Source organism: Pseudomonas sp. GL-RE-26 (assembly GCF_019956275.1).
Lineage (GTDB): Bacteria > Pseudomonadota > Gammaproteobacteria > Pseudomonadales > Pseudomonadaceae > Aquipseudomonas > Aquipseudomonas grandcourensis.
On the sequence record NZ_JAHBDI010000044.1, the window covers coordinates 37,758 to 59,864 of the forward strand.

Below are 22,107 nucleotides of genomic sequence, written 5' to 3' on the forward strand. Positions count from 1 at the left end.
CGGAGTTACGCCTTCTTCTGGTGTTGAGTCAACGCTGCCTTGACGAAACCGCTGAACAGCGGGTGACCGTCGCGTGGCGTCGAGGTGAACTCAGGGTGGAACTGGCAAGCGACGAACCATGGATGATCCGGTGCTTCAACCACCTCAACCAGTGCGCCATCACCGGAACGACCGGAGATTTTCAAACCAGCTTCCATGATTTGCGGCAGCAGGTTGTTGTTCACTTCATAGCGATGACGGTGACGCTCGACGATCACGTCCTTGGCGTAGCAATCGTGCACCAGAGAGCCTGGCTCAAGCAGACAATCCTGAGCGCCGAGGCGCATGGTGCCGCCCAGATCGGAGGTTTCGGTACGGGTTTCGACTGCGCCGGTGGCATCTTCCCACTCGGTGATCAGGCCCACGACCGGGTGACCGCTAGCACGATCGAACTCGGTGGAGTTGGCGTCTTTCCAGCCCATCACGTTACGTGCGAACTCGATAACGGCCACTTGCATGCCCAGGCAGATACCCAGGTACGGAACCTTGTTTTCGCGAGCGTATTGAACGGCAGTGATCTTGCCTTCAACACCACGCAGACCGAAGCCGCCTGGTACCAGGATAGCGTCGACGCCTTCCAGCAGCGCGGTGCCCTGGTTCTCGATGTCTTCGGAATCGATGTAGCGCAGGTTGACCTTGGTACGGTTGCTGATGCCGGCGTGACTCATCGCTTCGATCAGCGACTTGTAGGCGTCCAGCAGCTCCATGTATTTGCCGACCATGGCGATGGTGACTTCGTGCTCAGGGTTGAGCTTGGCGTCGACCACGGCTTCCCACTCGGACAGATCGGCACCGCCGCATTGCAGGCCGAAACGCTCGACGACGAAATCGTCCAGGCCCTGGGAGTGCAGGATGCCCGGGATCTTGTAGATGGTATCGGCGTCTTCCAGCGCGATCACCGCACGTTCTTCAACGTTGGTGAACTGCGCGATCTTGCGACGCGAGGAAATATCGATCGGGTGATCGGAGCGGCAGACCAGCACGTCCGGTTGCAGGCCGATGGAACGCAGTTCCTTCACCGAGTGCTGGGTTGGCTTGGTCTTGGTTTCGCCGGCAGTGGCGATGTACGGCACCAGTGTCAGGTGCATCAGCATCGCGCGCTTGGCGCCGACTTCGAAACGCAGCTGGCGGATGGCTTCGAGGAACGGTTGCGACTCGATGTCACCCACGGTGCCGCCGATCTCGACCATTGCCACGTCAGCGTCGCCAGCACCCTTGATGATGCGGCGCTTGATTTCGTCGGTGATGTGCGGGATCACCTGGATGGTTGCGCCCAGGTAGTCACCACGGCGCTCCTTGCGCAGGACGTGTTCGTAGACACGGCCGGTGGTGAAGTTGTTGTTCTGGGTCATGGTCGTGCGGATGAACCGCTCGTAGTGGCCCAGGTCCAGGTCGGTCTCGGCGCCGTCGTGAGTGACGAACACTTCACCGTGCTGGAACGGGCTCATGGTGCCTGGGTCGACGTTGATGTACGGGTCCAGCTTCAGCATGGTGACCTTAAGTCCCCGCGCCTCCAGGATGGCCGCCAATGATGCCGATGCAATGCCTTTCCCCAATGAAGAAACAACACCGCCCGTGACGAATATGTAGCGCGTCATGAAAAACCCTAGAAGTCTGCGTTAAAGCGGTCCGAGCCGCCGGGGAAAGCGAAGGAAGGCCGAAGCCCCCGATCACCTGCATTAATCACAGTGCACCTTTCAAAAAAACCGCCGCGTTGTGACAGACCGGAAAATGAAACACCGGTTCGTTGCTCGCTACACATTTTTTGGAATCGCCCAGCAAAGACTGCTTGGTAATCGGCAACTCCTGCAATTCAGGCGAATCCACAGAAGTTGTATCAAGAAGGGAGCGTAGTCTACCGGAAAGCCCCTTTCAGCTCAAACCTTGATCTTCGTTCAGTGGCTGCCAATGCAAATGCCAGTCGCCGGGCGCACCGCCATCGAGCCCCTTGAGGTTCGCTACCGCCAGCAGTTGCCCGTCTTTGTAGAGCAGCGGCAATCTGCCGCGTACGAAGGACGGTACAGCGCTTTCATTGAGCAAACGTTTCAGGTCCCGATGGCCGCGGCCTGGCAATGCCATGACCTCTCCCCCTTCACGATAGCGGATATGCAGCGGGCCATCGGGGATTTGCCCGGTGAGCGAAAGCACGCCGTTGCCCGGGATAGACAGTGGTGACGCCGGATCCAGCCACGCCCCGGCGCCGGGCAGTGGCCGCAGCCAGCGGCCGGACAGCCACCAGATCCGTCCGCCCGCCCGATGCAGTTCGCCATCGGCCAACCGCCATACCGGGCAGGCATCGCCGGTGGCGTCGCGCAGATTATCCCAACCCGACCAATGGTCAGTATCCGGCAGGCGGGTCAGCGGTTCGAGCCAATGACTCAAGGCATTGCGCTGCCGGGCATCAGACAATTGCACCAGCGGTGCCAGCTCGAGGGATCGCAAGCCCAGCCAGTCGAACTCACTGGCAGAGCTGGCCTCACGCAAATCCATATCCGCCAGCTCTTCGAGCAGCCCCTGCGCTTCAGTCAGATGCGCCGCACTGCGGGCCATGGTCGCCACCGCTTGCGGCCAGCGCTGGACCAGTACGGGCAAGACTTGATGCCGCAGGTAATTGCGCGAGTACTGCCGATCCTGGTTCGAGGGATCTTCGATCCAGCTCAAGCCATGCGCACTGGCATAAGCCTCCAGTTCAGCCCGCGTGACATCAAGCAATGGCCGCAACAAATGCCCCTTGCCCAACGGGCGCTGACGCGGCATCCCGGACAATCCGCGTACGCCCGCTCCGCGCAACAAACGAAACAACAGGGTTTCCGCCTGATCGTCGCGGTGCTGGGCCGTCAGCAGCACTTCGCTGGCCTGAAGGGCTTCAGTGAAGGCGTGATACCGCGCATCCCGGGCCGCACGTTCAAGGCTGGCACCCGGTTGCACCTGCACACGAACCACTTGCAGCGGAACGCCCAGCGCAGCGCACACGGAACGACAATGTTCCGGCCACGCATCGGCCACAGCCTGAAGGCCGTGATGAACATGGATGGCGTTGAGCGCCGGCAGGGATTCGGTTTTGGAGAGTGTTGCCAGAAGGTGCAGCAGGACAGTGGAGTCCAGGCCGCCGGAGAAGGCGATGTGCCAAGTGGCGGCATTGCGCCACGAGACAAGATTCAACAAGAGTCTGGCGGGCAGATCAATATTGGACCGTCTCATATCCATCACCTTGCACAAATCAAATGTGGGAGCGAGCCTGCTCGCGAAGACGGCTCAACATTCAACACAATCGTTGGCTGTTATACCGCTTTCGCGAGCAGGCTCGCTCCCACATGGGCACTGCGTGTTCGGCTTAGAGACCGTAGCTCATCAGTCGATCGTAGCGGCGCTTGAGCAGCGCGTCGTTATCGAACTTCTTCAGCATCGCCAGTTGCGAGCTCAGCTCGGCGCGGATCGATGCGGCTGCGGCGGCCGGGTTGCGGTGCGCGCCGCCCAGTGGCTCGCCAATCACCTTGTCCACGATGCCCAGGCCTTTGAGGCGCTCGGCGGTGATGCCCATCGCTTCTGCGGCATCCGGTGCTTTCTCGGCGGTTTTCCACAGAATCGAAGCGCAACCTTCCGGCGAAATCACCGCGTAGGTCGAGTATTGCAGCATGTTCAACTGGTCGCAGACACCGATCGCCAACGCACCACCGGAACCACCCTCACCGATCACGGTGGCGATGATTGGGGTTTTCAGGCGGGCCATGACACGCAGGTTCCAGGCGATCGCCTCGCTCTGGTTACGCTCTTCAGCGTCGATGCCAGGGTAAGCGCCCGGAGTGTCGATGAAGGTCAGGATCGGCATTTTGAAACGTTCGGCCATTTCCATCAGGCGGCAAGCCTTGCGGTAGCCTTCCGGACGCGGCATGCCGAAGTTGCGGCGAACTTTCTCGCGCACTTCACGGCCTTTCTGGTGACCGATGATCATCACCGGCTTGTCGTCCAGACGGGCAATACCGCCAACGATGGCAGCGTCGTCCGAGAAGTGACGATCACCGTGCAGTTCGTCGAACTCGGTGAAAATATGTTCGATGTAGTCCAGGGTATACGGACGTTTCGGGTGACGCGCCAGACGTGCGATCTGCCAGCTGGTCAGCTTGCCGAAGATGTCTTCGGTCAGCGTTTTGCTCTTGTCCTGCAGGCGGGAGATCTCATCGCCGATATTCAGCGAATTGTCATTACCGACCAAGCGCAACTCTTCGATCTTGGCTTGCAGGTCGGCGATCGGCTGTTCGAAATCTAGAAAATTCGGGTTCATAGGCGTCCGTCTTGGGTCGAGTCCCAAGGGTTCTTGGGCCGGCCGGTTGTCTATTCGCGCCCTACCTTAAGGGACAGGCGCGTTGAGGTCGAGATTAAAAATTCAGGTCAAGGTCAGGGCAATCTGATAGCACTGACCGTCAACGGTATTGGAGGAAGACGTTGTCTCGCCCGAACTGGTCACGCAGGGCTTGAATCAACGCATCCGCCGGATCGATTCGCCAGCCTTCGCCGAACTGCAACATGGCCTTCGCATCGGGGCTGGTGTAGTCCATGGTGACCGGGCACGCGCCGCGGTGACGCTTCAACAGTTCACCCAGCCAGCGTAGCTGATCGCCCTTGAGGTCCTTGGCATGCAACTTCAGGCGCAGGCTTTCGGCCAGATTGGTGCGCGCATCTTCCATGCTCATCACCCGCTTGACCCGCAATTTCAGGCCACCGGAGAAGTCGTCGTTGCTGACTTCGCCTTCGACCACCACCATCGCGTCGGTCTGCAACAGCGACTGCGCGGAATGGAACGCCTCGGAAAACAGCGAGGCCTCGATCCGTCCGGAGCGGTCGTCGAGGGTGATGAACCCCATCTTGTCGCCCTTTTTGTTCTTCATCACCCGCAAGGCGATGATCATCCCTGCAACCGTCTGGGTATCACGCGCCGGTTTCAGGTCGATGATGCGCTGGCGGGCGAAGCGACGGATTTCACCTTCGTATTCGTCAATCGGGTGACCGGTCAGGTACAGGCCGAGGGTATCTTTCTCCCCTTTCAGGCGCTCCTTGAGGGTCAACTCCTTGGCCTTGCGATGATTGGCGTAGACGTCGGCGTCCTCTTCGACAAACAGACCGCCAAACAGGTCGGAGTGACCGCTGTCCTGGGTGCGCGCGGTCTGTTCGGCCGCCTTGATCGCCTCTTCCATGGCCGTCAGCAGCACCGCGCGATTGCGGTCGATGTTGGCCTGGTAGGCTTTCTGCTCATCGTGGAAATACGGCCCGAGGCGATCCAGGGCACCGCTGCGGATCAAACCGTCGAGGGTGCGCTTGTTGATGCGCTTGAGGTCGACCCGTGCGCAAAAATCGAACAGATCCTTGAACGGACCGGCCAGACGCGCTTCGGTGATCGCCTCGACCGGGCCCTCACCCACGCCCTTGATGGCGCCCAGGCCGTAAATGATCCGGCCTTCGTCGTTCACCGTGAACTTGAATTCGGACGTGTTCACGTCCGGCGCGTCGAGACGCAGCTTCATGGTCCGCACTTCTTCGATCAAGGTCACGACCTTGTCGGTGTTGTGCATATCCGCCGAGAGTACCGCGGCCATGAACGGCGCCGGGTAGTGCGCCTTCAGCCATGCGGTCTGGTACGACACCAGTCCATAGGCGGCGGAGTGGGATTTGTTGAAGCCGTAACCGGCGAACTTTTCCACCAGGTCGAAAATGTTACCGGCGAGGTCGGCATCGATATTGTTGGTGGCGCAACCTTCAATGAAACCGCCACGCTGCTTGGCCATTTCCTCGGGTTTTTTCTTACCCATGGCTCGACGCAGCATGTCCGCACCACCGAGGGTGTAGCCGGCCATGACCTGGGCAATCTGCATCACCTGTTCCTGATACAGGATGATGCCGTAAGTCGGTGCCAGTACCGGCTTGAGGCCTTCGTACTGGTAGTCCGAGTGCGGATACGCCAGCTCGGCACGACCGTGCTTACGGTTGATGAAGTCGTCCACCATGCCCGATTGCAGCGGGCCCGGACGGAACAGTGCCACCAGTGCGATCAAGTCTTCCAGGCAGTCGGGCTTGAGCTTTTTGATCAGCTCCTTCATGCCCCGGGATTCAAGCTGGAACACCGCCGTGGTTTCGGCTTTTTGCAGCAAGGTGTAGGTCGGTTTGTCATCCAGCGGGATGAACGCGATATCCAGCGGCGGTTCGTTGACCTTGGCGCGGTCGCGGTTGATGGTTTTCAGCGCCCAGTCAATGATCGTCAGGGTCCGCAGACCGAGGAAGTCGAACTTCACAAGGCCGGCCGCCTCGACGTCGTCCTTGTCGAACTGGGTTACCAGGCCATCACCGGCCTCGTCGCAATAGATCGGCGAGAAGTCGGTCAGCTTGGTCGGCGCGATCACCACACCACCGGCGTGCTTGCCGACGTTACGCACAACGCCTTCGAGCTTGCGGGCCATCTCCCAGATTTCCGCGGCCTCTTCATCGACCTTGATGAAGTCGCGCAGGATCTCTTCCTGCTCGTAGGCCTTTTCCAGGGTCATGCCGACTTCGAACGGAATCATCTTCGACAGACGATCCGCCAGGCCATAGGACTTGCCCTGCACCCGCGCCACGTCGCGGACCACAGCCTTTGCCGCCATGGAACCGAAGGTGATGATCTGGCTCACGGCGTTGCGGCCGTACTTCTCGGCCACGTAGTCGATTACCCGGTCGCGACCGTCCATGCAGAAGTCGACGTCGAAGTCGGGCATGGATACCCGTTCCGGGTTGAGGAATCGTTCGAACAGCAGGTCATATTCCAGCGGATCGAGGTCGGTGATCTTCTGTACGTAGGCCACCAGCGATCCGGCACCCGATCCACGGCCAGGGCCCACCGGTACGCCGTTGCTCTTGGCCCACTGGATAAAGTCCATCACGATCAGGAAGTAACCGGGGAACCCCATCTGGATGATGATACCCAGCTCGAAATTCAGCCGGTCGACATAGACCTGACGCTTGGCTTCGTAGTCTTCGGTGGTGTCTTTGGGCAGCAGAACGCTAAGCCGCTCCTCCAGACCGTCGAAGGACACCTTGCGGAAGTACTCGTCGATGGTCATGCCATCGGGGATCGGGAAGTTGGGCAGGAAGTGCGTGCCCAGCTTCACTTCGATGTTGCAGCGCTTAGCGATTTCGACGGTGTTTTCCAGCGCTTCGGGAATATCGCTGAACAGCTCGGCCATTTCATCGGCGCTTTTGAGGTACTGCTGATCGCTGTAATTCTTCGAGCGCCGCGGGTCGTCGAGGGCTCGGCCCTCACCGATGCACACACGGGTTTCGTGGGCGGCGAAGTCTTCCTGCTTGATGAAGCGCACATCGTTGGTCGCCACCAGCGGCGCACCGAGCTTCTCGGCCAGAGCCACGGCGCCGTGCAGTTGTTCTTCATCGTTGGGGCGATTGGTGCGCTGGATTTCCAGATAGAAACGATCCGGAAACACTTCCATCCATTCGCGAGCCAGGGTTTCGGCTTCGGCGGGGTTGCCGCTGAGCATGGCCTGGCCGATCTCACCTTCTTTGGCCGCCGACAGCATGATCAAGCCTGAGTTGGCTTCAGCAACCCATTCGCGTTCGATGATGACCGCGCCGTTACGCTGACCGTCGATGAAGCCGCGGGAAATCAGCTCGGTAAGGTTGCGATAGCCTTCGGCGTTCATCACCAGCAGGCTGATCCGGCTCAGGGGGTTGTCCGGATCCTTGTTCGACAGCCACAGGTCGGCGCCGCAGATCGGCTTGATCCCGGCACCCATGGCGTTTTTATAGAATTTGACCAGGGAACACATGTTGTTCTGGTCGGTGACCGCTACGGCAGGCATGTTCATGCCGACCAGGGTCTTGACCAGCGGTTTGATCCGCACCAGACCGTCGACCAGGGAGTATTCAGTGTGCAGGCGTAGGTGAACGAATGAAGCCGGCATAGTGATCCTGTCTATAAACATGAAGACAACAAGGCCCGGATTGTACCGGGCCTTGGTAAAAAAAATCAGCCTCGCGATCAGGGGGCGTTCTCAACTAGTTTCCCCACCGCGTTGTCGCCTTAAAGCGGGCCAGGCAAGGCGCAGGCCGCTGGGAATGGTTGCTCCCTTTCCAAGGCCTGCAACGCAGCCTGGCCCGCTTTAAGGCACAACCCGAAGGGCCGGGCCTGCTCTTGTGCAGGGCTGCGTTGCTCGAAGCTTATTTGGAATGACCAAACTACGCTTCTCGCGCCTTGCCCTGCACAAGAGCAGGCCCGGCGCGGTGGGGAAACTAGTTGAGAACGCCCCCTAATTCTCGATCAGGCTTTCCCGCGCCTCATACGCCAGACGCACCGGAGCAAACGAACGCCGGTGAATCGGGGTCGGCCCAAGACGGGCGAGCGCTTCCAGATGAACGGGTGTCGGATAGCCTTTATGCCCGCCGATGCCGTAACCCGGGTAGATCAACTCGAACGCAGCCATTTCACGATCACGGCTGACCTTGGCCAGAATCGATGCGGCAGCGATGGCGGGAACCTTGCTATCGCCCTTGACCACGGCTTCGGAGCGCATCGGCAGTTTCGGGCAACGGTTGCCGTCAATCATCGCCAGCTTCGGCTGAACGTGCAGCCCCGCGACCGCGCGCTGCATGGCCAGCATGGTGGCGTGCAGGATATTCAGTTCGTCGATTTCTTCGACTTCAGCGCGAGCGATGCACCAGCTCAGGGCTTTTTCGCAGATTTCGTCGTAGAGCTTTTCACGGCGGGCTTCGGTGAGTTTCTTCGAGTCGTTCAGGCCGAGGATCGGGCGGCTCGGATCAAGGATCACTGCCGCTGTCACCACCGCGCCACAGAGCGGGCCGCGACCGACTTCATCGACGCCGGCAACCAACTCTTCGACTTCAGCCACCAAGGTGAAATCCAGCCCCATCTGCATATTCGTTTTACTCATTTTACTTGGCCGATCAGGTTCAGCACTGCGTCCGCAGCCTGGTTGGAGGCATCCAGTCGCAGGGTCCGGTGAATTTCGTCAAAGCCGCGGGTCTGCTCTTCCCCACCCTCGATCAGCGGCGACAAGGTCTGGGCCAGCGCTTCGACCGTGGCATCGTCCTGCAATAGCTCGGGCACCAACAGACGCTGGGCCAACAGGTTCGGCAACGAAATGTAGGGGCTTTTCACCATGCGTTTGAGAATCCAGAACGTCAGCGGCGCCAGGCGGTAGGCGACCACCATCGGTCGCTTGTACAGCAGCGCTTCAAGCGTTGCGGTGCCGGAGGCAATCAACACCGCATCGCACGCGGCCAAGGCCAGATGAGATTTGCCATCGAGCAAGGTCAGCGGCAGATCGCGACCGGCCAACAGTTCTTCGATCTGGGTCCGGCGCTGAGGACTGGCGCAGGGCATGACAAACCGCACACCCGGACGCATTGCCCGCAGGCGCTGGGCCGTATCGAGAAACAACGCACCGAGCCGGCCAACTTCACCGCCACGGCTACCGGGCATCAACGCCACCAGCGGCCCGTCGGGCAAACCGAGTTCGGCCCGCGCAGCAGCGCGATCGGCCTGGAGTGGAATGGCATCGGCCAGGGTATGGCCGACGAATCGCACCGGCACGCCTTTCTCTTCGTAGAATCTGGCTTCGAACGGGAACAGCGTGAGCATCAGGTCGCAGCCTTCGCGAATCTTCAGCACGCGTTTCTGCCGCCAGGCCCAGACTGACGGGCTGACGTAATGCACGGTCTTGATCCCGGCCTGGCGCAGCTTGAGTTCGATATTGAGGTTGAAGTCCGGCGCATCGATACCGATGAACACATCAGGCTTCGCATCGATCAGGTCCGCGACCAGTTTTTTGCGCCGCGCCAGCAACTCGCGCAGGCGGCCCAGGACTTCCACCAGCCCCATGACGGACAGACGTTCCATCGGGAAATACGGGGTCAGGCCTTCAGCCTGCATCAACGGACCACCAACACCGATGAACTCGACAGCAGGGTGACGAGCCTTGAGCGCGCGCATGAGACCCGCACCCAGAATGTCACCGGAAGCCTCACCTGCTACCAGCGCAATACGCAGATTGGCCATGATTAGCGGGTGATGCCGCGGGTCGAAGACTGGATGGAGTCGCGGAACACCGCTACTTCCGGGAACTGCGCAGAAGGCTCGGCCAGTTCGACGAGCGCCTGTTCCACGGTCAGGCCCTGGCGGTACACCACCTTGTAGGCACGACGCAGCGCGTGGATCGCATCTTCGCTAAAGCCCCGACGGCGCATGCCCTCGAAGTTCATGCTACGGGCTTCGGCAGGGTTACCGAACACCGTGACATACGCAGGAACATCCTTGCCGATCGCCGTACCCATGCCTGAGAAGCTGTGGGCGCCAATGTGGCAATACTGGTGAACCAGGGTAAAACCGGAGAGGATCGCCCAGTCTTCCACATGCACATGGCCCGCCAGTGCGGTGTTGTTCACCAGGATGCAGTGGTTGCCAATGACGCTGTCGTGGCCAATGTGGGCATAGGCCATGATTAGGTTGTGATCGCCCAGGGTCGTTTCCGAACGGTCCTGGATGGTGCCACGGTGAATCGTCACGCCTTCACGGATGACGTTGTGATCACCGATCACCAGGCGGGTTTCCTCGCCCTTGTACTTCAGGTCGGGTGTGTCTTCGCCCACCGAGGAAAACTGGTAGATGCGATTGTGCTTACCTATTCGGGTCGGGCCCTTGAGAATCACGTGTGGCCCGATGACTGTCCCCTCGCCGATTTCCACACCTGCGCCGACGATCGACCACGGGCCGACCTCGACGCCGTCAGCCAGAACGGCTGTCGGATCGATGATTGCACGAGGGTCAATCAAACTCATAGCTTGCGTTCCGCACAGATGATTTCAGCCGAGCAGACAGGCTTGCCATCGACCGAAGCCTGGCATTCGAATTTCCAGATCTGACGCTTGCAGCTGATGAACTTGGCTTCAAGGATCAACTGATCGCCCGGCAATACCGGCTGGCGGAAGCGCAGCTTGTCGGAACCGACGAAGTAATAGAGCGTGCCGTCGGCCGGTTTCACGTCGAGCATTTTGAAACCAAGGATCCCGGCAGCCTGAGCCATTGCCTCGATGATCAATACGCCCGGCATGATTGGATGCGCAGGGAAGTGACCGTTGAAGAACGGTTCGTTGATGCTGACATTCTTGTAGGCACGAATGCGCTTGCCTTCAACATCCAGCTCCACTACCCGGTCCACCAGCAGGAACGGGTAACGGTGAGGCAGGTATTCGCGAATCTCGTTGATGTCCATCATTTCGGGGGGAAGCCTATGTAAAGATTGGGAGCGCGCGACTGACGCGCACCCCTCTAGCAAATCAAGGAGGCAGTCTAGCGGCTGTGCACACTTGATATGGAAATGGTATCAGCCATCTGATGAAGCATTACCGTCAGGGGTCACTTCCCCTACTTGCTTTTCCAGCTGGCGCAGACGTCGCGCGATGTCATCGAGCTGACGAATACGTGCCGCGCTTTTGCGCCACTCGGCAGCCGGCTGCATGGCTGTACCGGAAGAATAGGCGCCTGGCTCGGTAATCGAGTGGGTCACCATGGTCATCCCGGTAATGAAAACGTTGTCACAAATGTCGATGTGTCCCACCAGCCCTACACCACCGGCGAGCATGCAATGCTTGCCGATTTTGGTACTGCCGGAGATCCCGACGCACGCCGCCATGGCGGTGTGATCCCCCACTTGAACGTTGTGGGCAATCTGAATCTGGTTATCGAGCTTCACGCCGTTACCGATGACGGTATCGGCCAACGCACCGCGATCTATAGCCGTGTTCACGCCGATCTCAACATCATCGCCGATCAGCACACCACCGATCTGGGCGATTTTCTGCCAGATACCCTTCTCATTGGCAAAGCCGAAGCCTTCGCCGCCGAGCACTGCACCCGACTGAATGACAACCCGCTTGCCGACGCGAACGTCGTGATACAAGGTCACCCGCGGCGCGAGCCAGCCACCCTCACCCACCACGCTGCGAGCACCAATGAAGCAATGCGCGCCGACAGTCGTACCGGCTGCCACCTGCGCTCCGCTTTCGATCACCACAAAAGCGCCGATACTCGCCGCAGGGTCGACAACCGCATCCGCCGCGATCACCGCCGTCGGATGAATCCCGACTGTGGCCTTGGGCTTGGGATCGAACAGGTGAGAAACACGTGCGTAGGCTGCGTACGGATCCGGTACCACCAGCACATCCCCGCAATGACCTTCGGCGTCAGCAGCTTTGAGCAACAGGGCTGCAGCCTGACTGCCTGCCAGGTACTTACGGTATTGGGGGTTTGCAAGAAAGCTCAACTGAGCTGGGCCAGCCTCCTGCAAGGTGGCTAGCCCAGTAATTGCTTTCTCGGGGTCGCCACGTAGGGTGGCGCCGAGGAACTCGGCCAGCTGGCCGAGCTTAATGGTCACGGTCATGGGTTACTTCAGCTGATTCATGCGCTCGATAACCTGGCGAGTGATGTCGTACTGAGGCTTGACATCAATCACTGCGCCACGCTCGAAGACCAGGTCAAAAGCACCTTTCTTGATGACTTCTTCCACAGCGCTGTCCAGTTTCGGCTTGAGCTGCTTCAGCATTTCACGGTCGGCAACGGCTTTGGCTTCGTTCAGTTCCTTGGACTGGAACTGGAAGTCACGGGCCTTTTGCTTGAATTCAAGCTCCAGACGCTCGCGCTCGCCCTGCTGCATTTTGTCGCCACCGGCCATCAGGCGGTCCTGAATGCCCTTGGCGCTGGTTTCCAGCGCCTTGAGCTTGGTCAGCTGAGGACCGAACTTCTTCTCGGCATCCACGGCGTATTTCTTGGCCGCGTCGGACTCCAGCAAAGCCATCTGATAGTTCAGAACAGCAATTTTCATGTCGGCGAACGCCGGACCTGCTACCAGTACGGTCGCCAGGAGAACCAATTGAGTCAACTTACGCACGATGCACTCCTACAAAAGCCATTGTCGTTATTTTGGGACAGACGCTTAGAACGTCTGCCCAAGAGAGAATTGGAACACCTGGGTTTCAGCGTTATCCGGTTCTTTTACTGGCATGGCCAACGCAAAGCTCAGAGGACCCAGCGCGGTGACCCATGTCACACCTACACCGACGGAACTGGCCAGGTTGCTCAGACTGACATCGTTACACTGCGTATTGGACTTCGAAGTTGGGTCAGTGTTGGAAAACTGAGTGCACTTGGAGTCGAACACGTTACCCACGTCCCAGAATACCGAAGTCCGCAGCGAGCGCTGATCCTTGACGAATGGCAGCGGGAACAGAATCTCAGCACCACCTTGAATCAGGACGTTACCACCGAACGGCAGTGGATCCTGGTCCGGGTCAGCAAGAGTACCCGGGTTGCCAGTACTGAGTACGCCGCGGCTCGGAGTACTACGCGGCCCCAATGTACTGTCCTTGAAGCCACGAACCGAGTTGAAACCACCAGCATAGTAGTTTTCATAGAATGGCAAGCCATCGGTCGAACCGTAACCGTCGCCATAACCCAATTCGGTGTGCAGGCGCATGGTGTAGTTTTCGCTCAGTGGCTGGAACAGCTGGCCACGGTAATCGAGCTTGAAGAACGACAGGTCGCTACCCGGTACGGTGACTTCCGCCGTCACGCTTTGAGAATGACCACGGGTCGCCAATACACCTTTGTTCAGGGTGGATTCGGACCAGCCGGCCGAAGCCTTGAAGTTCAGGTACTGATCGCCTTCACGGTTAACGAAGTCGAAAATTTCGTCGACGGTGTATTGACCGGTCTTGATCTTGTCCTCTTGCGCAGTCAGGCCGAAGGTCAGACGCGAAGTCTCGCTGATCGGGTAGCCGACGCTCACGCCTGCACCCAGACTGTCCACGGCATAGCTCGCTACATCGACGTCGAGGTCGTTGTAGTCGGTGGTGCGGTAGAACGCGTTGTAACCCAGGCTCACGCCATCAGCCGTCCAGTAGGGGTCGACAAAACCAAAGTTGTAACGCGTCTGGTATTGGCTTTTGGTCAAGCCGACGCTGACCTTGTTACCGGTACCCAGGAAGTTGTTCTGAGTGATCGAACCACCAAGGATCAGACCGGCGCTCTGGGCAAAACCGACGCTGGCGGTAATCGAACCGGAGGCTTGTTCTTCAACGCTGTAGTTGACGTCCACCTGGTCATCGACACCTGGCACGGCCGGGGTCTCAACGTTGACTTCCTTGAAGAAGCCCAGACGCTCCAGACGGGTCTTGGATTGGTCGATCAGGTAGGTCGAAGCCCAGCCGCCTTCCATCTGACGCATTTCACGACGCAGCACTTCGTCTTCGGACTTGGTGTTGCCACGGAAGTTGATGCGGTTCACATAGGCACGCTTGCCCGGATCGACCGCGAACAGGATGTCTACGGTGTGATCTTCATCGTGCGGTTGAGGCACGCCGTTGACGTTGGCGAAGGTATAACCTTCGTTACCCAGGCGACGGGTGATCAGTTCGGAGGTGGTGGTCATCAGCTTGCGCGAGAACACCTGGCCTTTTTGCACCAGCAGCAGGGACTTGACCTGGTCTTCAGGGACTTTCAGGTCACCGCTGAGCTTGACGTCACGAACGGTGTACTTCTCGCCTTCGTTGACGTTGACGGTGATGTACACGTGCTTCTTGTCTGGCGTAATGGAGACCTGGGTCGAAGCGATATCCATGTTGATATAGCCACGATCCAGGTAATAGGAACGCAGACGCTCCAGGTCACCGGACAGTTTTTCACGGGCGTACTTGTCGTCGTTCTTGAAGAACGACAACCAGTTGGTGGTCTTGAGTTCGAACAGGTCGATCAGGTCTTCATCAGGGAAGACCGTGTTGCCCACCACGTTGATGTGCTGGATAGCCGCAACGGTGCCTTCGTTGATGTTGACCTTCAGGCCGACGCGGTTACGCGGCTGTGGCACCACTTCGGTGTCGACGGTAGCCGAGTAGCGACCCTGGGCGACGTACTGGCGTTGCAGCTCGTTACGCACACCTTCAAGGGTGGCACGCTGGAAAATCTCGCCTTCGGCCAGACCGGATTGCTTGAGGCCTTTCATCAGGTCTTCGGTAGAGATCGCCTTGTTGCCTTCGATCTCGATACTGGCGACCGACGGGCGCTCGACTACCGTGATGACCAGGACGTTGCCATCGCGGCCCAGCTGGATATCTTGAAAGAAACCGGTTTTGAACAACGCACGAGTGGATTCCACCAGGCGACGATCATCCGCCTGTTCACCGACGTTCAACGGCAAAGCACCAAAGACGCTACCCGCGGAGACCCGCTGGAGGCCATTGACGCGAATATCAGAGATAGTGAAGGACTCGGCGTGAACTTCGGCGATCATCAATACGGTGAGAACCGCAGTTAGCAGCAGACGTTTCATGAAGTCCTTTCTTATTCCAACTGGCAATAAACAAACTGCCGCAAAATGCGGCAGATTCGCAATTCAGCGAAGCGTTACAGTCGACCCAGATCATTGACCAGAGCAAGCAACATCACCCCGACCACCAAACTGATGCCGATCTGTATCCCCCAACCTTGCACCCGATCTGACAAGGGACGACCACGCGCCCACTCGATCAGATAAAACAACAAATGCCCCCCATCCAGTACCGGAATGGGCAACAAATTCAGAACGCCCAAGCTAATACTCAGATAAGCAAGGAAATTCAGGAAATCAGCAACACCCGACTGGGCCGAAGCGCCCGCCACTTTAGCAATGGTTATCGGTCCACTCAAGTTTTTTACCGAGAGCTCGCCGAACAACATTTTCTTCAGTGAATCGAGGGTCAGCACGCTCATGGTCCAGGTGCGTCGAGCCCCCTCGCCAATTGCTGCCAATGGCCCGTAACTGACCTCGCGGATCATCTCCGGTGGCCAGTCGATCGCCTTCACCCCAGCCCCCAAATAACCGCTGGGTGACTTGCTCTCGCCGCGAGCGGCAAGCGTCACAGGGACGTCGATTTGAGCACCGTCGCGCTCAACCCGCAGCATGATTTTGGTAGCAGGATGCATACGGACGGTATCGACAACCTGCTGCCAGTCATCCAGCGTACGACCATCGAGCGCCAGCAACCGGTCTCCGGTCTTCAGGCCGGCAGCCTGAGCCGGCCCCTTTGGATCGAGTTCGGCCAGGACAGGCGGCAATGCCGGACGCCACGGACGAATCCCCAACGAATGGATAGGGTCAGGCTCGTCAGCCCCTTTGAGCCATTTGTCCAGCGCAAGTTCACGAGGAGAATCGGCCGTGGAACCTTGTTCGCGCACCATTATCTGCAACGAACCGCTTTCGCCCAGGCGACGCACAAGCTGCAGGTTCACCGCCGCCCAGCCGGAAGTTGCCTCGCCATCAATGGCCACGATTTCCTGGCCGGGGCTCAAACCTGCCTTGGCCGCAATACTGCCGGACTCGACAGCGCCGATGACCGGACGCACCTGCTCGCTGCCGAGCATCGCCAATACCCAGAAGAACGCGAATGCCAGCAGGAAGTTGGCAATCGGCCCCGCTGCTACGATGGCAATGCGCTGACGAACGGATTTACGATTGAAGGCTTGATCAAGCTGATCGAGCGGTACTTCACCTTCGCGCTCGTCGAGCATTTTGACGTAGCCGCCCAACGGAATGGCGGCGACGACAAATTCGGTGCCCTGCTTGTCGTGCCAGCGCAGCAAAGGCATGCCGAAGCCTACGGAGAAGCGCAGTACTTTGACCCCACAGCGACGCGCGACCCAAAAATGGCCGAACTCGTGGAAGGTAACCAGCACACCCAGTGCGACCAGGGTGCCGACAATCATATAGAGCGCGCTCATCTACTTTCTCCGCATTCCTATCCGCTGCTGCCTGGGCCAACTATCCGCAGCATTTACCGCCCGTGGCGGCTCAACCATTGTCCGGCCAGCAATCGCGCCTTCGCGTCTGCCGTGAACACTGCATCGAGATCATCCACTGCCACTACGGGCTCCAGACTCAGTACTTCTTCGATGATACTCGCGATTTCCGGGTAACGAACCCGTTCGTCGAGAAATGCTGCCACCGCCACTTCGTTCGCCGCATTGAGCATGGCCGGCGCGCTGTTACCCGCTTCGGCCGCCTGACGGGCCAGACGCAGGCAAGGGAAACGCTCTTCATCGGGCGCCTGGAAGTCCAGCCGCGCAATGGCAAACAGATCCAGCGGCGCCACACCAGAATCGATCCGCTCAGGCCAGGCCAGGGCATTGGCGATGGGCGTGCGCATATCCGGATTACCCAGCTGCGCCAGAACAGAACCATCGACGTAGTCGACCAGCGAATGGATCACACTTTGCGGGTGAATCACCACCTCGACCTGGGATGGCCTGGCATCAAACAGCCAGCAGGCCTCGATCAACTCAAGCCCCTTGTTCATCATGCTGGCCGAGTCAACGGAGATTTTTCGCCCCATGGACCAGTTCGGGTGAGCACACGCCTGATCGGGAGAAACATGCGCCAGCTCAGCCATTGGCGTCTGTCGGAACGGACCGCCGGAAGCCGTCAGCAAAATCCGACGTACGCCGACTGCCTCAAGGCCACGGGCATAATCCAGCGGCATGCACTGGAAAATGGCGTTGTGCTCGCTATCGATCGGCAGCAATACCGAACCGCTCTTGCGCACCGCCTGCATGAACAGCGCACCGGACATGACCAGCGCTTCTTTATTAGCCAGGAGAATCTTCTTGCCGGCCTCGACTGCCGCCAGTGTCGGGCGCAATCCCGCTGCACCGACGATGGCCGCCATGACTGTATCGACTTCCGGATCGGAAGCGACCTGACACAAACCTTCCTCACCCACCAGAACACGGGTCGAAAGACCCGCCGCGCGCAAATCATCCTGCAGGGTGCGGGCAGCTGCGACTTCAGGCACTACGGCAAATCGCGGCACATGGCGCACGCAGAGCGCCAGCAATTCACTCAAGCGGGTGAAGCCAGTCAAGGCAAAGACCTGATATCGATCAGGGTGACGAGCGATGACGTCGAGCGTACTCAGGCCAATCGAGCCGGTCGCGCCCAGAACGGTAATCTGTTGCGGGCGGCTCATGGGGCCGCCATCCACAGCAGCACCGCAAACACCGGGATCGCTGCCGTCAGGCTGTCGATTCGATCCAGCACGCCGCCGTGACCGGGAAGCAGATTGCTGCTGTCCTTGATCCCGGATTGACGCTTGAACATGCTTTCAGTGAGATCACCCACCACCGAAATGAACACGATCAGCGCGGCACCGATCAACCCTTTGAACAATTCGGCCACCGTCCAGTCGCGTACCAGAGCAACGATTGTGGTAATCACCAGGCTCAGCGCCAGACCACCGTACACGCCTTCCCAGCTTTTGCCCGGACTGACCTGCGGTGCGAGCTTGCGCTTGCCGAAAGCACGACCGGAGAAGTAGGCACCAATATCGGCACCCCAGACCAACACCATCACCGCCATGATCAGCCAGTTACCCAACGGGTGTTGCTTGATCTGCACCAGACCTTGCCAGGCCGGCAGGAGAATCAACAGGCCGATCACCAATTTGGTCGCCGCAGTGGACCAATGCTCGCTCGAACGCGGATAGGTCAGCACCAGATACGTCGCCACAGCCCACCACAACACTGAAGCACCCAATACCCAAGGTGCGAGGCCGGGCAGGATGTACATGAGGAGCAGCGCCAAAGCGACCACAGCGGCATAGCCAACGCGGAACGCTTGACCGGCGAAACCCGCCAGACGCGCCCATTCCCAGGCACCAAGGGTCACGACCAGCCCGATGAACAGTGCAAAACCGGAACCTTCGAGCAGGAAAAACCCGCACAGGGCAATCGGTAGCAGGATCAGTGCGGTGATGATTCGTTGTTTAAGCATTAAACCCGGGCTCCAGCCTCGACCTGCTCGCTCGTTTTACCGAAGCGGCGCTGGCGGGAAGCGTAATCGGCCAGCGCATTGCGCATGGCATCGTGTTTGAAGTCCGGCCAGAACAGGTCGGAGAAATACAGCTCGGCATAGGCCAGCTGCCAGAGCAGGAAATTGCTGATGCGGTGCTCGCCACCGGTGCGGATACACAGGTCCGGCAGCGGCAGGTCGCCCGTGGCCAGGCAGGTCTGCAGCAGATCAGGCGTAATGTCTTCCGGACGCAGGTGTCCGGCCTGGACCTCTCGTGCCAGTCGCTGCGCAGCTTGCGCGATGTCCCACTGCCCGCCGTAATTGGCGGCGATCTGCAGCACAAAACGATTGGCGCCGGCCGTCATGGCCTCGGCTTCACGCATGGCTGCCTGCAGCTCGGGATGAAAGCGCGAGCGGTCCCCAATGATCCGCAGGCTGATGTTGTTGTCGTTGAGGCGCTTGGCCTCACGACGCAGCGCCTTGAAGAACAGATCCATCAAAGCGCTGACCTCATCGGCCGGACGCTGCCAGTTCTCGCTGGAAAAGGCGAACAGAGTCAGCACTTCGACCTTGGCCTCGGCACAAACTTCAATGACGGCACGTACCGCATCCACGCCCGCTTTATGCCCGGCGACACCCGGCATAAAGCGTTTTTTCGCCCAGCGATTGTTACCATCCATGATGATCGCGACATGGCGCGGCACCGCGGACGGTGCAGACTGCTTGGTCTTTTCCATGAAAACGCGACCCTTATACGGCCATCAGGTCTTTTTCTTTCTGCGCCAGGTCCGCGTCGATTTTAGCCACGAACTTCTTGGTCAGATCGTCGATCTCGCCAGTCGCACGACGCTCTTCGTCTTCGCTGATCTCTTTTTCCTTGACCAGATCCTTGAGCTGGCTGTTGGCATCGCGACGGATGTTGCGCACGGCAACACGGGCATCTTCAGCGACGTCACGAGCCTGCTTGGTGAAGCCCTTGCGGGTTTCTTCGGTCAGGGCAGGCATGGAGATCAACAGCAGCTCGCCGAGGTTGGTCGGGTTCAGGTTCAGACCTGCGCTACCGATCGCCTTGTCGACGGCACCCAGCATGTTGCGCTCGAAAGCAACGACTTGCAGGGTACGGGCGTCCTTGACGGTGATGTTGGCCACTTGCTTGATCGGGGTGTCGGAGCCGTAGTACGGCACCATCACGCCTTCCAGAATGCTCGGGTGCGCCTGGCCAGTACGAATGCGGCCGAAGTTGTGCGCCAGCGACTCCACGGACTTCTGCATGCGCTCTTGAGCGTCTTTCTTGATTTCGTTGATCATTGTTGGCCTTCCTCGATCAGGGTTCCTTCAGCGCCGCCATGTACGATGTTCAGCAGGGCGCCGGGCTTGTTCATGTTAAATACGCGTAGCGGCATCTTGTGGTCGCGGCACAGGCAAATGGCCGTCAGATCCATCACACCCAGCTTGCGATCCAGCACTTCATCGTAGGTCAGATGATCGAACTTCTCGGCATGCGGGTCTTTGAACGGGTCAGCGGTGTAGACGCCATCGACCTTGGTCGCCTTGAGCACGACATCGGCATCGATTTCGATTGCACGCAGGCAGGCTGCCGAATCCGTCGTAAAGAACGGGTTGCCGGTACCGGCCGCGAAAATCACCACGTCCTTGGAATTCAAGTGGCGCATTGCCTTGCGACGATCGTAGTGATCGGTCACGCCAACCATGGAAATAGCGGACATCACGATGGCCGAGATGTTGGCGCGCTCGAGGGCGTCGCGCATGGCCAGGGCGTTCATCACAGTGGCCAGCATGCCCATGTGGTCGCCGGTGACACGGTCCATGCCAGCCTTGCTCAGCGCTTCACCACGGAACAGATTGCCACCACCGATAACCAGACCGACCTGAACACCGATGCCGACCAGCTGGCCAACTTCCAATGCCATGCGATCCAGAACTTTCGGATCGATCCCGAACTCTTCCGAGCCCATCAGGGCCTCGCCGCTAAGCTTGAGTAGAATGCGTTTATAGCGAGCCTGATAACCACTGCCCTGCTGAGCCATTGCGAATCTCTCCTGCGGCGTATTTTAAAAATTCTTTGCGAGCTGTTTACAGCTGGCGCTCACTCTAGCTTGGCGCTGCTTCAGCGCCATCGGAACATGGCTTTGTAAGCCAGTTCCAAAGGGAAACCAAATAAAAATTGATACCCCATCTGAAAAGAGGCTGCGCGCGTGAGCGGGCAGCCTCTTCTGGGCGACAGTCAAAAACCGTCTTATTGCTTGGCGGCAGCCAGCTGGGCAGCAACTTCTTCTGCGAAGTTGTCCACTGGCTTCTCGATGCCTTCGCCTACTTTGAAGTAAGTGAAGGAAACGATTTCAGCGCCGGCTTTCTTGGCCAGGGCACCTACGGTGACTTCCGGATTCATGACGAAAGCTTGCTCAACCAGGCTGGCTTCAGCCAGGAACTTGCTGATGCGGCCGGCGATCATCTTCTCGACGATTTCAGCTGGCTTGCCTTTCATCTTGTCTTCGTTCAGGGTCAGGAAAACGCCCTTCTCGCGCTCGATGGCTTCTGGCGAAACCTGCGATGGCAGCAGGAATTCAGGGTTGCTTGCCGCCACGTGCATGGCGATCTCTTTGGCCAGCTGAACATCGCCGCCCTTGAGAACAACAGCAACACCGATCTTGTTACCGTGCAGGTAGGTGCCGACAACGTCACCCTCTACACGTACCAGACGACGAATGTTGACGTTCTCGCCTACTTTGGCAACCAGAGCTTCACGAGCCGTTTCCTGAGCGGCGATCAGCGGAGCTGCGTCGGTCAGTTTTTCGTCGAAGGCTTTTTCTACGCTGGCAGCAACGAAGTTCTTGAAGTCGTCTTGCAGGGCCAGGAAGTCGGTCTGCGAGTTAACTTCCAGCAGCACGGCTACCTTGTCGTCAGCCTTGATGGCGATAGCGCCTTCAGCGGCAACGTTGCCGGCTTTCTTGGCGGCCTTGATGGCGCCCGAAGCACGCATGTCATCAATGGCTTTCTCGATGTCGCCGCCAGCCTTGGTCAAGGCCTTTTTGCAATCCATCATGCCTTCGCCAGTACGCTCGCGCAGTTCTTTGACCAACGCTGCAGTAATCTCTGCCATTTCAAAATCCTCTTGGATAGGTTTTCAACCATTCCACCCGATCGAACGGGCGATCAATTCTTCCCGAACCACCCT

At 58.9% G+C, this 22,107-nt stretch carries 18 protein-coding genes; all 18 read right to left on the reverse strand.

Annotated features, from left to right (window positions below):
* Positions 1–5 precede the first annotated feature (5 nt).
* The 18 genes from KGB07_RS22360 to tsf all read right to left on the reverse strand — a co-directional run bounded on the left by KGB07_RS22360 (position 6) and on the right by tsf (position 22,032).
* A complete protein-coding gene (locus KGB07_RS22360) occupies positions 6–1,637 on the reverse strand; it encodes a CTP synthase (protein WP_046041149.1) in 1,632 nt (543 codons plus the stop codon).
* A 274-nt stretch (positions 1,638–1,911) separates the two neighbouring features.
* The gene (gene tilS / locus KGB07_RS22365; protein ID WP_223466571.1) at positions 1,912–3,240 is read right to left on the reverse strand and encodes a tRNA lysidine(34) synthetase TilS; all 1,329 of its coding nucleotides are present in this window, start codon (positions 3,238–3,240) and stop codon (positions 1,912–1,914) included.
* Between the two features lie 133 nt (positions 3,241–3,373).
* Positions 3,374–4,321, reverse strand: a complete 948-nt coding sequence (locus tag KGB07_RS22370; RefSeq protein WP_046041146.1) for an acetyl-CoA carboxylase carboxyltransferase subunit alpha — start codon at positions 4,319–4,321, stop codon at positions 3,374–3,376.
* 139 nt (positions 4,322–4,460) lie between these two features.
* Positions 4,461–7,982, reverse strand: coding sequence for a DNA polymerase III subunit alpha (dnaE, locus tag KGB07_RS22375; protein ID WP_046041145.1), 3,522 nt, complete (start codon positions 7,980–7,982; stop codon positions 4,461–4,463).
* 345 nt (positions 7,983–8,327) lie between these two features.
* Positions 8,328–8,954, reverse strand: coding sequence for a ribonuclease HII (rnhB, locus tag KGB07_RS22380; RefSeq protein ID WP_046041144.1), 627 nt, complete (start codon positions 8,952–8,954; stop codon positions 8,328–8,330).
* Between the two features lie 11 nt (positions 8,955–8,965).
* Positions 8,966–10,096, reverse strand: coding sequence for a lipid-A-disaccharide synthase (gene lpxB / locus KGB07_RS22385; protein WP_046041141.1), 1,131 nt, complete (start codon positions 10,094–10,096; stop codon positions 8,966–8,968).
* A 2-nt stretch (positions 10,097–10,098) separates the two neighbouring features.
* Positions 10,099–10,875 carry an acyl-ACP--UDP-N-acetylglucosamine O-acyltransferase gene (gene lpxA / locus KGB07_RS22390; protein WP_046041139.1) on the reverse strand — a complete coding sequence of 259 codons (777 nt, stop codon included), beginning with the start codon at positions 10,873–10,875 and terminating at the stop codon, positions 10,099–10,101.
* Entirely contained in the window at positions 10,872–11,312 is a 441-nt protein-coding gene (fabZ, locus tag KGB07_RS22395) for a 3-hydroxyacyl-ACP dehydratase FabZ (protein WP_007978374.1), read from the reverse strand. Before fabZ ends, lpxA begins: the two co-directional genes overlap by 4 nt.
* Before the next feature lie 108 nt (positions 11,313–11,420).
* Entirely contained in the window at positions 11,421–12,476 is a 1,056-nt protein-coding gene (gene lpxD, locus KGB07_RS22400; protein ID WP_046041137.1) for a UDP-3-O-(3-hydroxymyristoyl)glucosamine N-acyltransferase, read from the reverse strand.
* 3 nt (positions 12,477–12,479) lie between these two features.
* Positions 12,480–12,983, reverse strand: a complete 504-nt coding sequence (locus KGB07_RS22405) for an OmpH family outer membrane protein (RefSeq protein WP_046041136.1) — start codon at positions 12,981–12,983, stop codon at positions 12,480–12,482.
* A gap of 45 nt (positions 12,984–13,028) precedes the next feature.
* On the reverse strand, positions 13,029–15,419 hold the full coding sequence (gene bamA, locus KGB07_RS22410; protein WP_046041135.1) for an outer membrane protein assembly factor BamA: 2,391 nt from the start codon (positions 15,417–15,419) through the stop codon (positions 13,029–13,031).
* 74 nt (positions 15,420–15,493) lie between these two features.
* Complete coding sequence (gene rseP, locus KGB07_RS22415) at positions 15,494–16,846, reverse strand: sigma E protease regulator RseP (protein WP_046041133.1); 1,353 nt, start codon at positions 16,844–16,846, stop codon at positions 15,494–15,496.
* A 53-nt stretch (positions 16,847–16,899) separates the two neighbouring features.
* The gene (gene ispC, locus KGB07_RS22420) at positions 16,900–18,090 is read right to left on the reverse strand and encodes a 1-deoxy-D-xylulose-5-phosphate reductoisomerase (RefSeq protein ID WP_046041130.1); all 1,191 of its coding nucleotides are present in this window, start codon (positions 18,088–18,090) and stop codon (positions 16,900–16,902) included.
* Positions 18,087–18,893 (reverse strand): phosphatidate cytidylyltransferase, encoded by an 807-nt coding sequence (locus tag KGB07_RS22425; protein ID WP_223466572.1) that lies wholly within the window; start codon positions 18,891–18,893, stop codon positions 18,087–18,089. The genes ispC and KGB07_RS22425 overlap by 4 nt, the downstream gene beginning before the upstream one ends.
* A complete protein-coding gene (gene uppS / locus KGB07_RS22430) occupies positions 18,893–19,648 on the reverse strand; it encodes a polyprenyl diphosphate synthase (RefSeq protein ID WP_046041127.1) in 756 nt (251 codons plus the stop codon). Before uppS ends, KGB07_RS22425 begins: the two co-directional genes overlap by 1 nt.
* A 13-nt stretch (positions 19,649–19,661) precedes the next feature.
* Positions 19,662–20,219 carry a ribosome recycling factor gene (gene frr / locus KGB07_RS22435; RefSeq protein ID WP_008000041.1) on the reverse strand — a complete coding sequence of 186 codons (558 nt, stop codon included), beginning with the start codon at positions 20,217–20,219 and terminating at the stop codon, positions 19,662–19,664.
* Complete coding sequence (pyrH, locus tag KGB07_RS22440; protein ID WP_003222124.1) at positions 20,216–20,959, reverse strand: UMP kinase; 744 nt, start codon at positions 20,957–20,959, stop codon at positions 20,216–20,218. The genes frr and pyrH overlap by 4 nt, the downstream gene beginning before the upstream one ends.
* A 209-nt stretch (positions 20,960–21,168) precedes the next feature.
* Positions 21,169–22,032, reverse strand: coding sequence for a translation elongation factor Ts (gene tsf, locus KGB07_RS22445; RefSeq protein ID WP_046041122.1), 864 nt, complete (start codon positions 22,030–22,032; stop codon positions 21,169–21,171).
* Positions 22,033–22,107: the final 75 nt, after the last annotated feature.

What these genes read in the sequence shown, in the direction of transcription:
- KGB07_RS22425 (WP_223466572.1), bottom strand. Translation starts at nt 18,893, where the DNA reads ATGCTTAAACAACGAATCATCACCGCACTGATCCTGCTACCGATTGCC.
- lpxD (WP_046041137.1), bottom strand. Translation starts at nt 12,476, where the DNA reads ATGACCGTGACCATTAAGCTCGGCCAGCTGGCCGAGTTCCTCGGCGCC.
- lpxB (WP_046041141.1), bottom strand. Translation starts at nt 10,096, where the DNA reads ATGGCCAATCTGCGTATTGCGCTGGTAGCAGGTGAGGCTTCCGGTGAC.
- bamA (WP_046041135.1), bottom strand. Translation starts at nt 15,419, where the DNA reads ATGAAACGTCTGCTGCTAACTGCGGTTCTCACCGTATTGATGATCGCC.
- frr (WP_008000041.1), bottom strand. Translation starts at nt 20,219, where the DNA reads ATGATCAACGAAATCAAGAAAGACGCTCAAGAGCGCATGCAGAAGTCC.
- tilS (WP_223466571.1), bottom strand. Translation starts at nt 3,240, where the DNA reads ATGAGACGGTCCAATATTGATCTGCCCGCCAGACTCTTGTTGAATCTT.
- fabZ (WP_007978374.1), bottom strand. Translation starts at nt 11,312, where the DNA reads ATGATGGACATCAACGAGATTCGCGAATACCTGCCTCACCGTTACCCG.
- rseP (WP_046041133.1), bottom strand. Translation starts at nt 16,846, where the DNA reads ATGAGCGCGCTCTATATGATTGTCGGCACCCTGGTCGCACTGGGTGTG.
- pyrH (WP_003222124.1), bottom strand. Translation starts at nt 20,959, where the DNA reads ATGGCTCAGCAGGGCAGTGGTTATCAGGCTCGCTATAAACGCATTCTA.
- lpxA (WP_046041139.1), bottom strand. Translation starts at nt 10,875, where the DNA reads ATGAGTTTGATTGACCCTCGTGCAATCATCGATCCGACAGCCGTTCTG.
- tsf (WP_046041122.1), bottom strand. Translation starts at nt 22,032, where the DNA reads ATGGCAGAGATTACTGCAGCGTTGGTCAAAGAACTGCGCGAGCGTACT.
- ispC (WP_046041130.1), bottom strand. Translation starts at nt 18,090, where the DNA reads ATGAGCCGCCCGCAACAGATTACCGTTCTGGGCGCGACCGGCTCGATT.
- rnhB (WP_046041144.1), bottom strand. Translation starts at nt 8,954, where the DNA reads ATGCAGATGGGGCTGGATTTCACCTTGGTGGCTGAAGTCGAAGAGTTG.
- dnaE (WP_046041145.1), bottom strand. Translation starts at nt 7,982, where the DNA reads ATGCCGGCTTCATTCGTTCACCTACGCCTGCACACTGAATACTCCCTG.
- KGB07_RS22370 (WP_046041146.1), bottom strand. Translation starts at nt 4,321, where the DNA reads ATGAACCCGAATTTTCTAGATTTCGAACAGCCGATCGCCGACCTGCAA.
- uppS (WP_046041127.1), bottom strand. Translation starts at nt 19,648, where the DNA reads ATGGAAAAGACCAAGCAGTCTGCACCGTCCGCGGTGCCGCGCCATGTC.
- KGB07_RS22360 (WP_046041149.1), bottom strand. Translation starts at nt 1,637, where the DNA reads ATGACGCGCTACATATTCGTCACGGGCGGTGTTGTTTCTTCATTGGGG.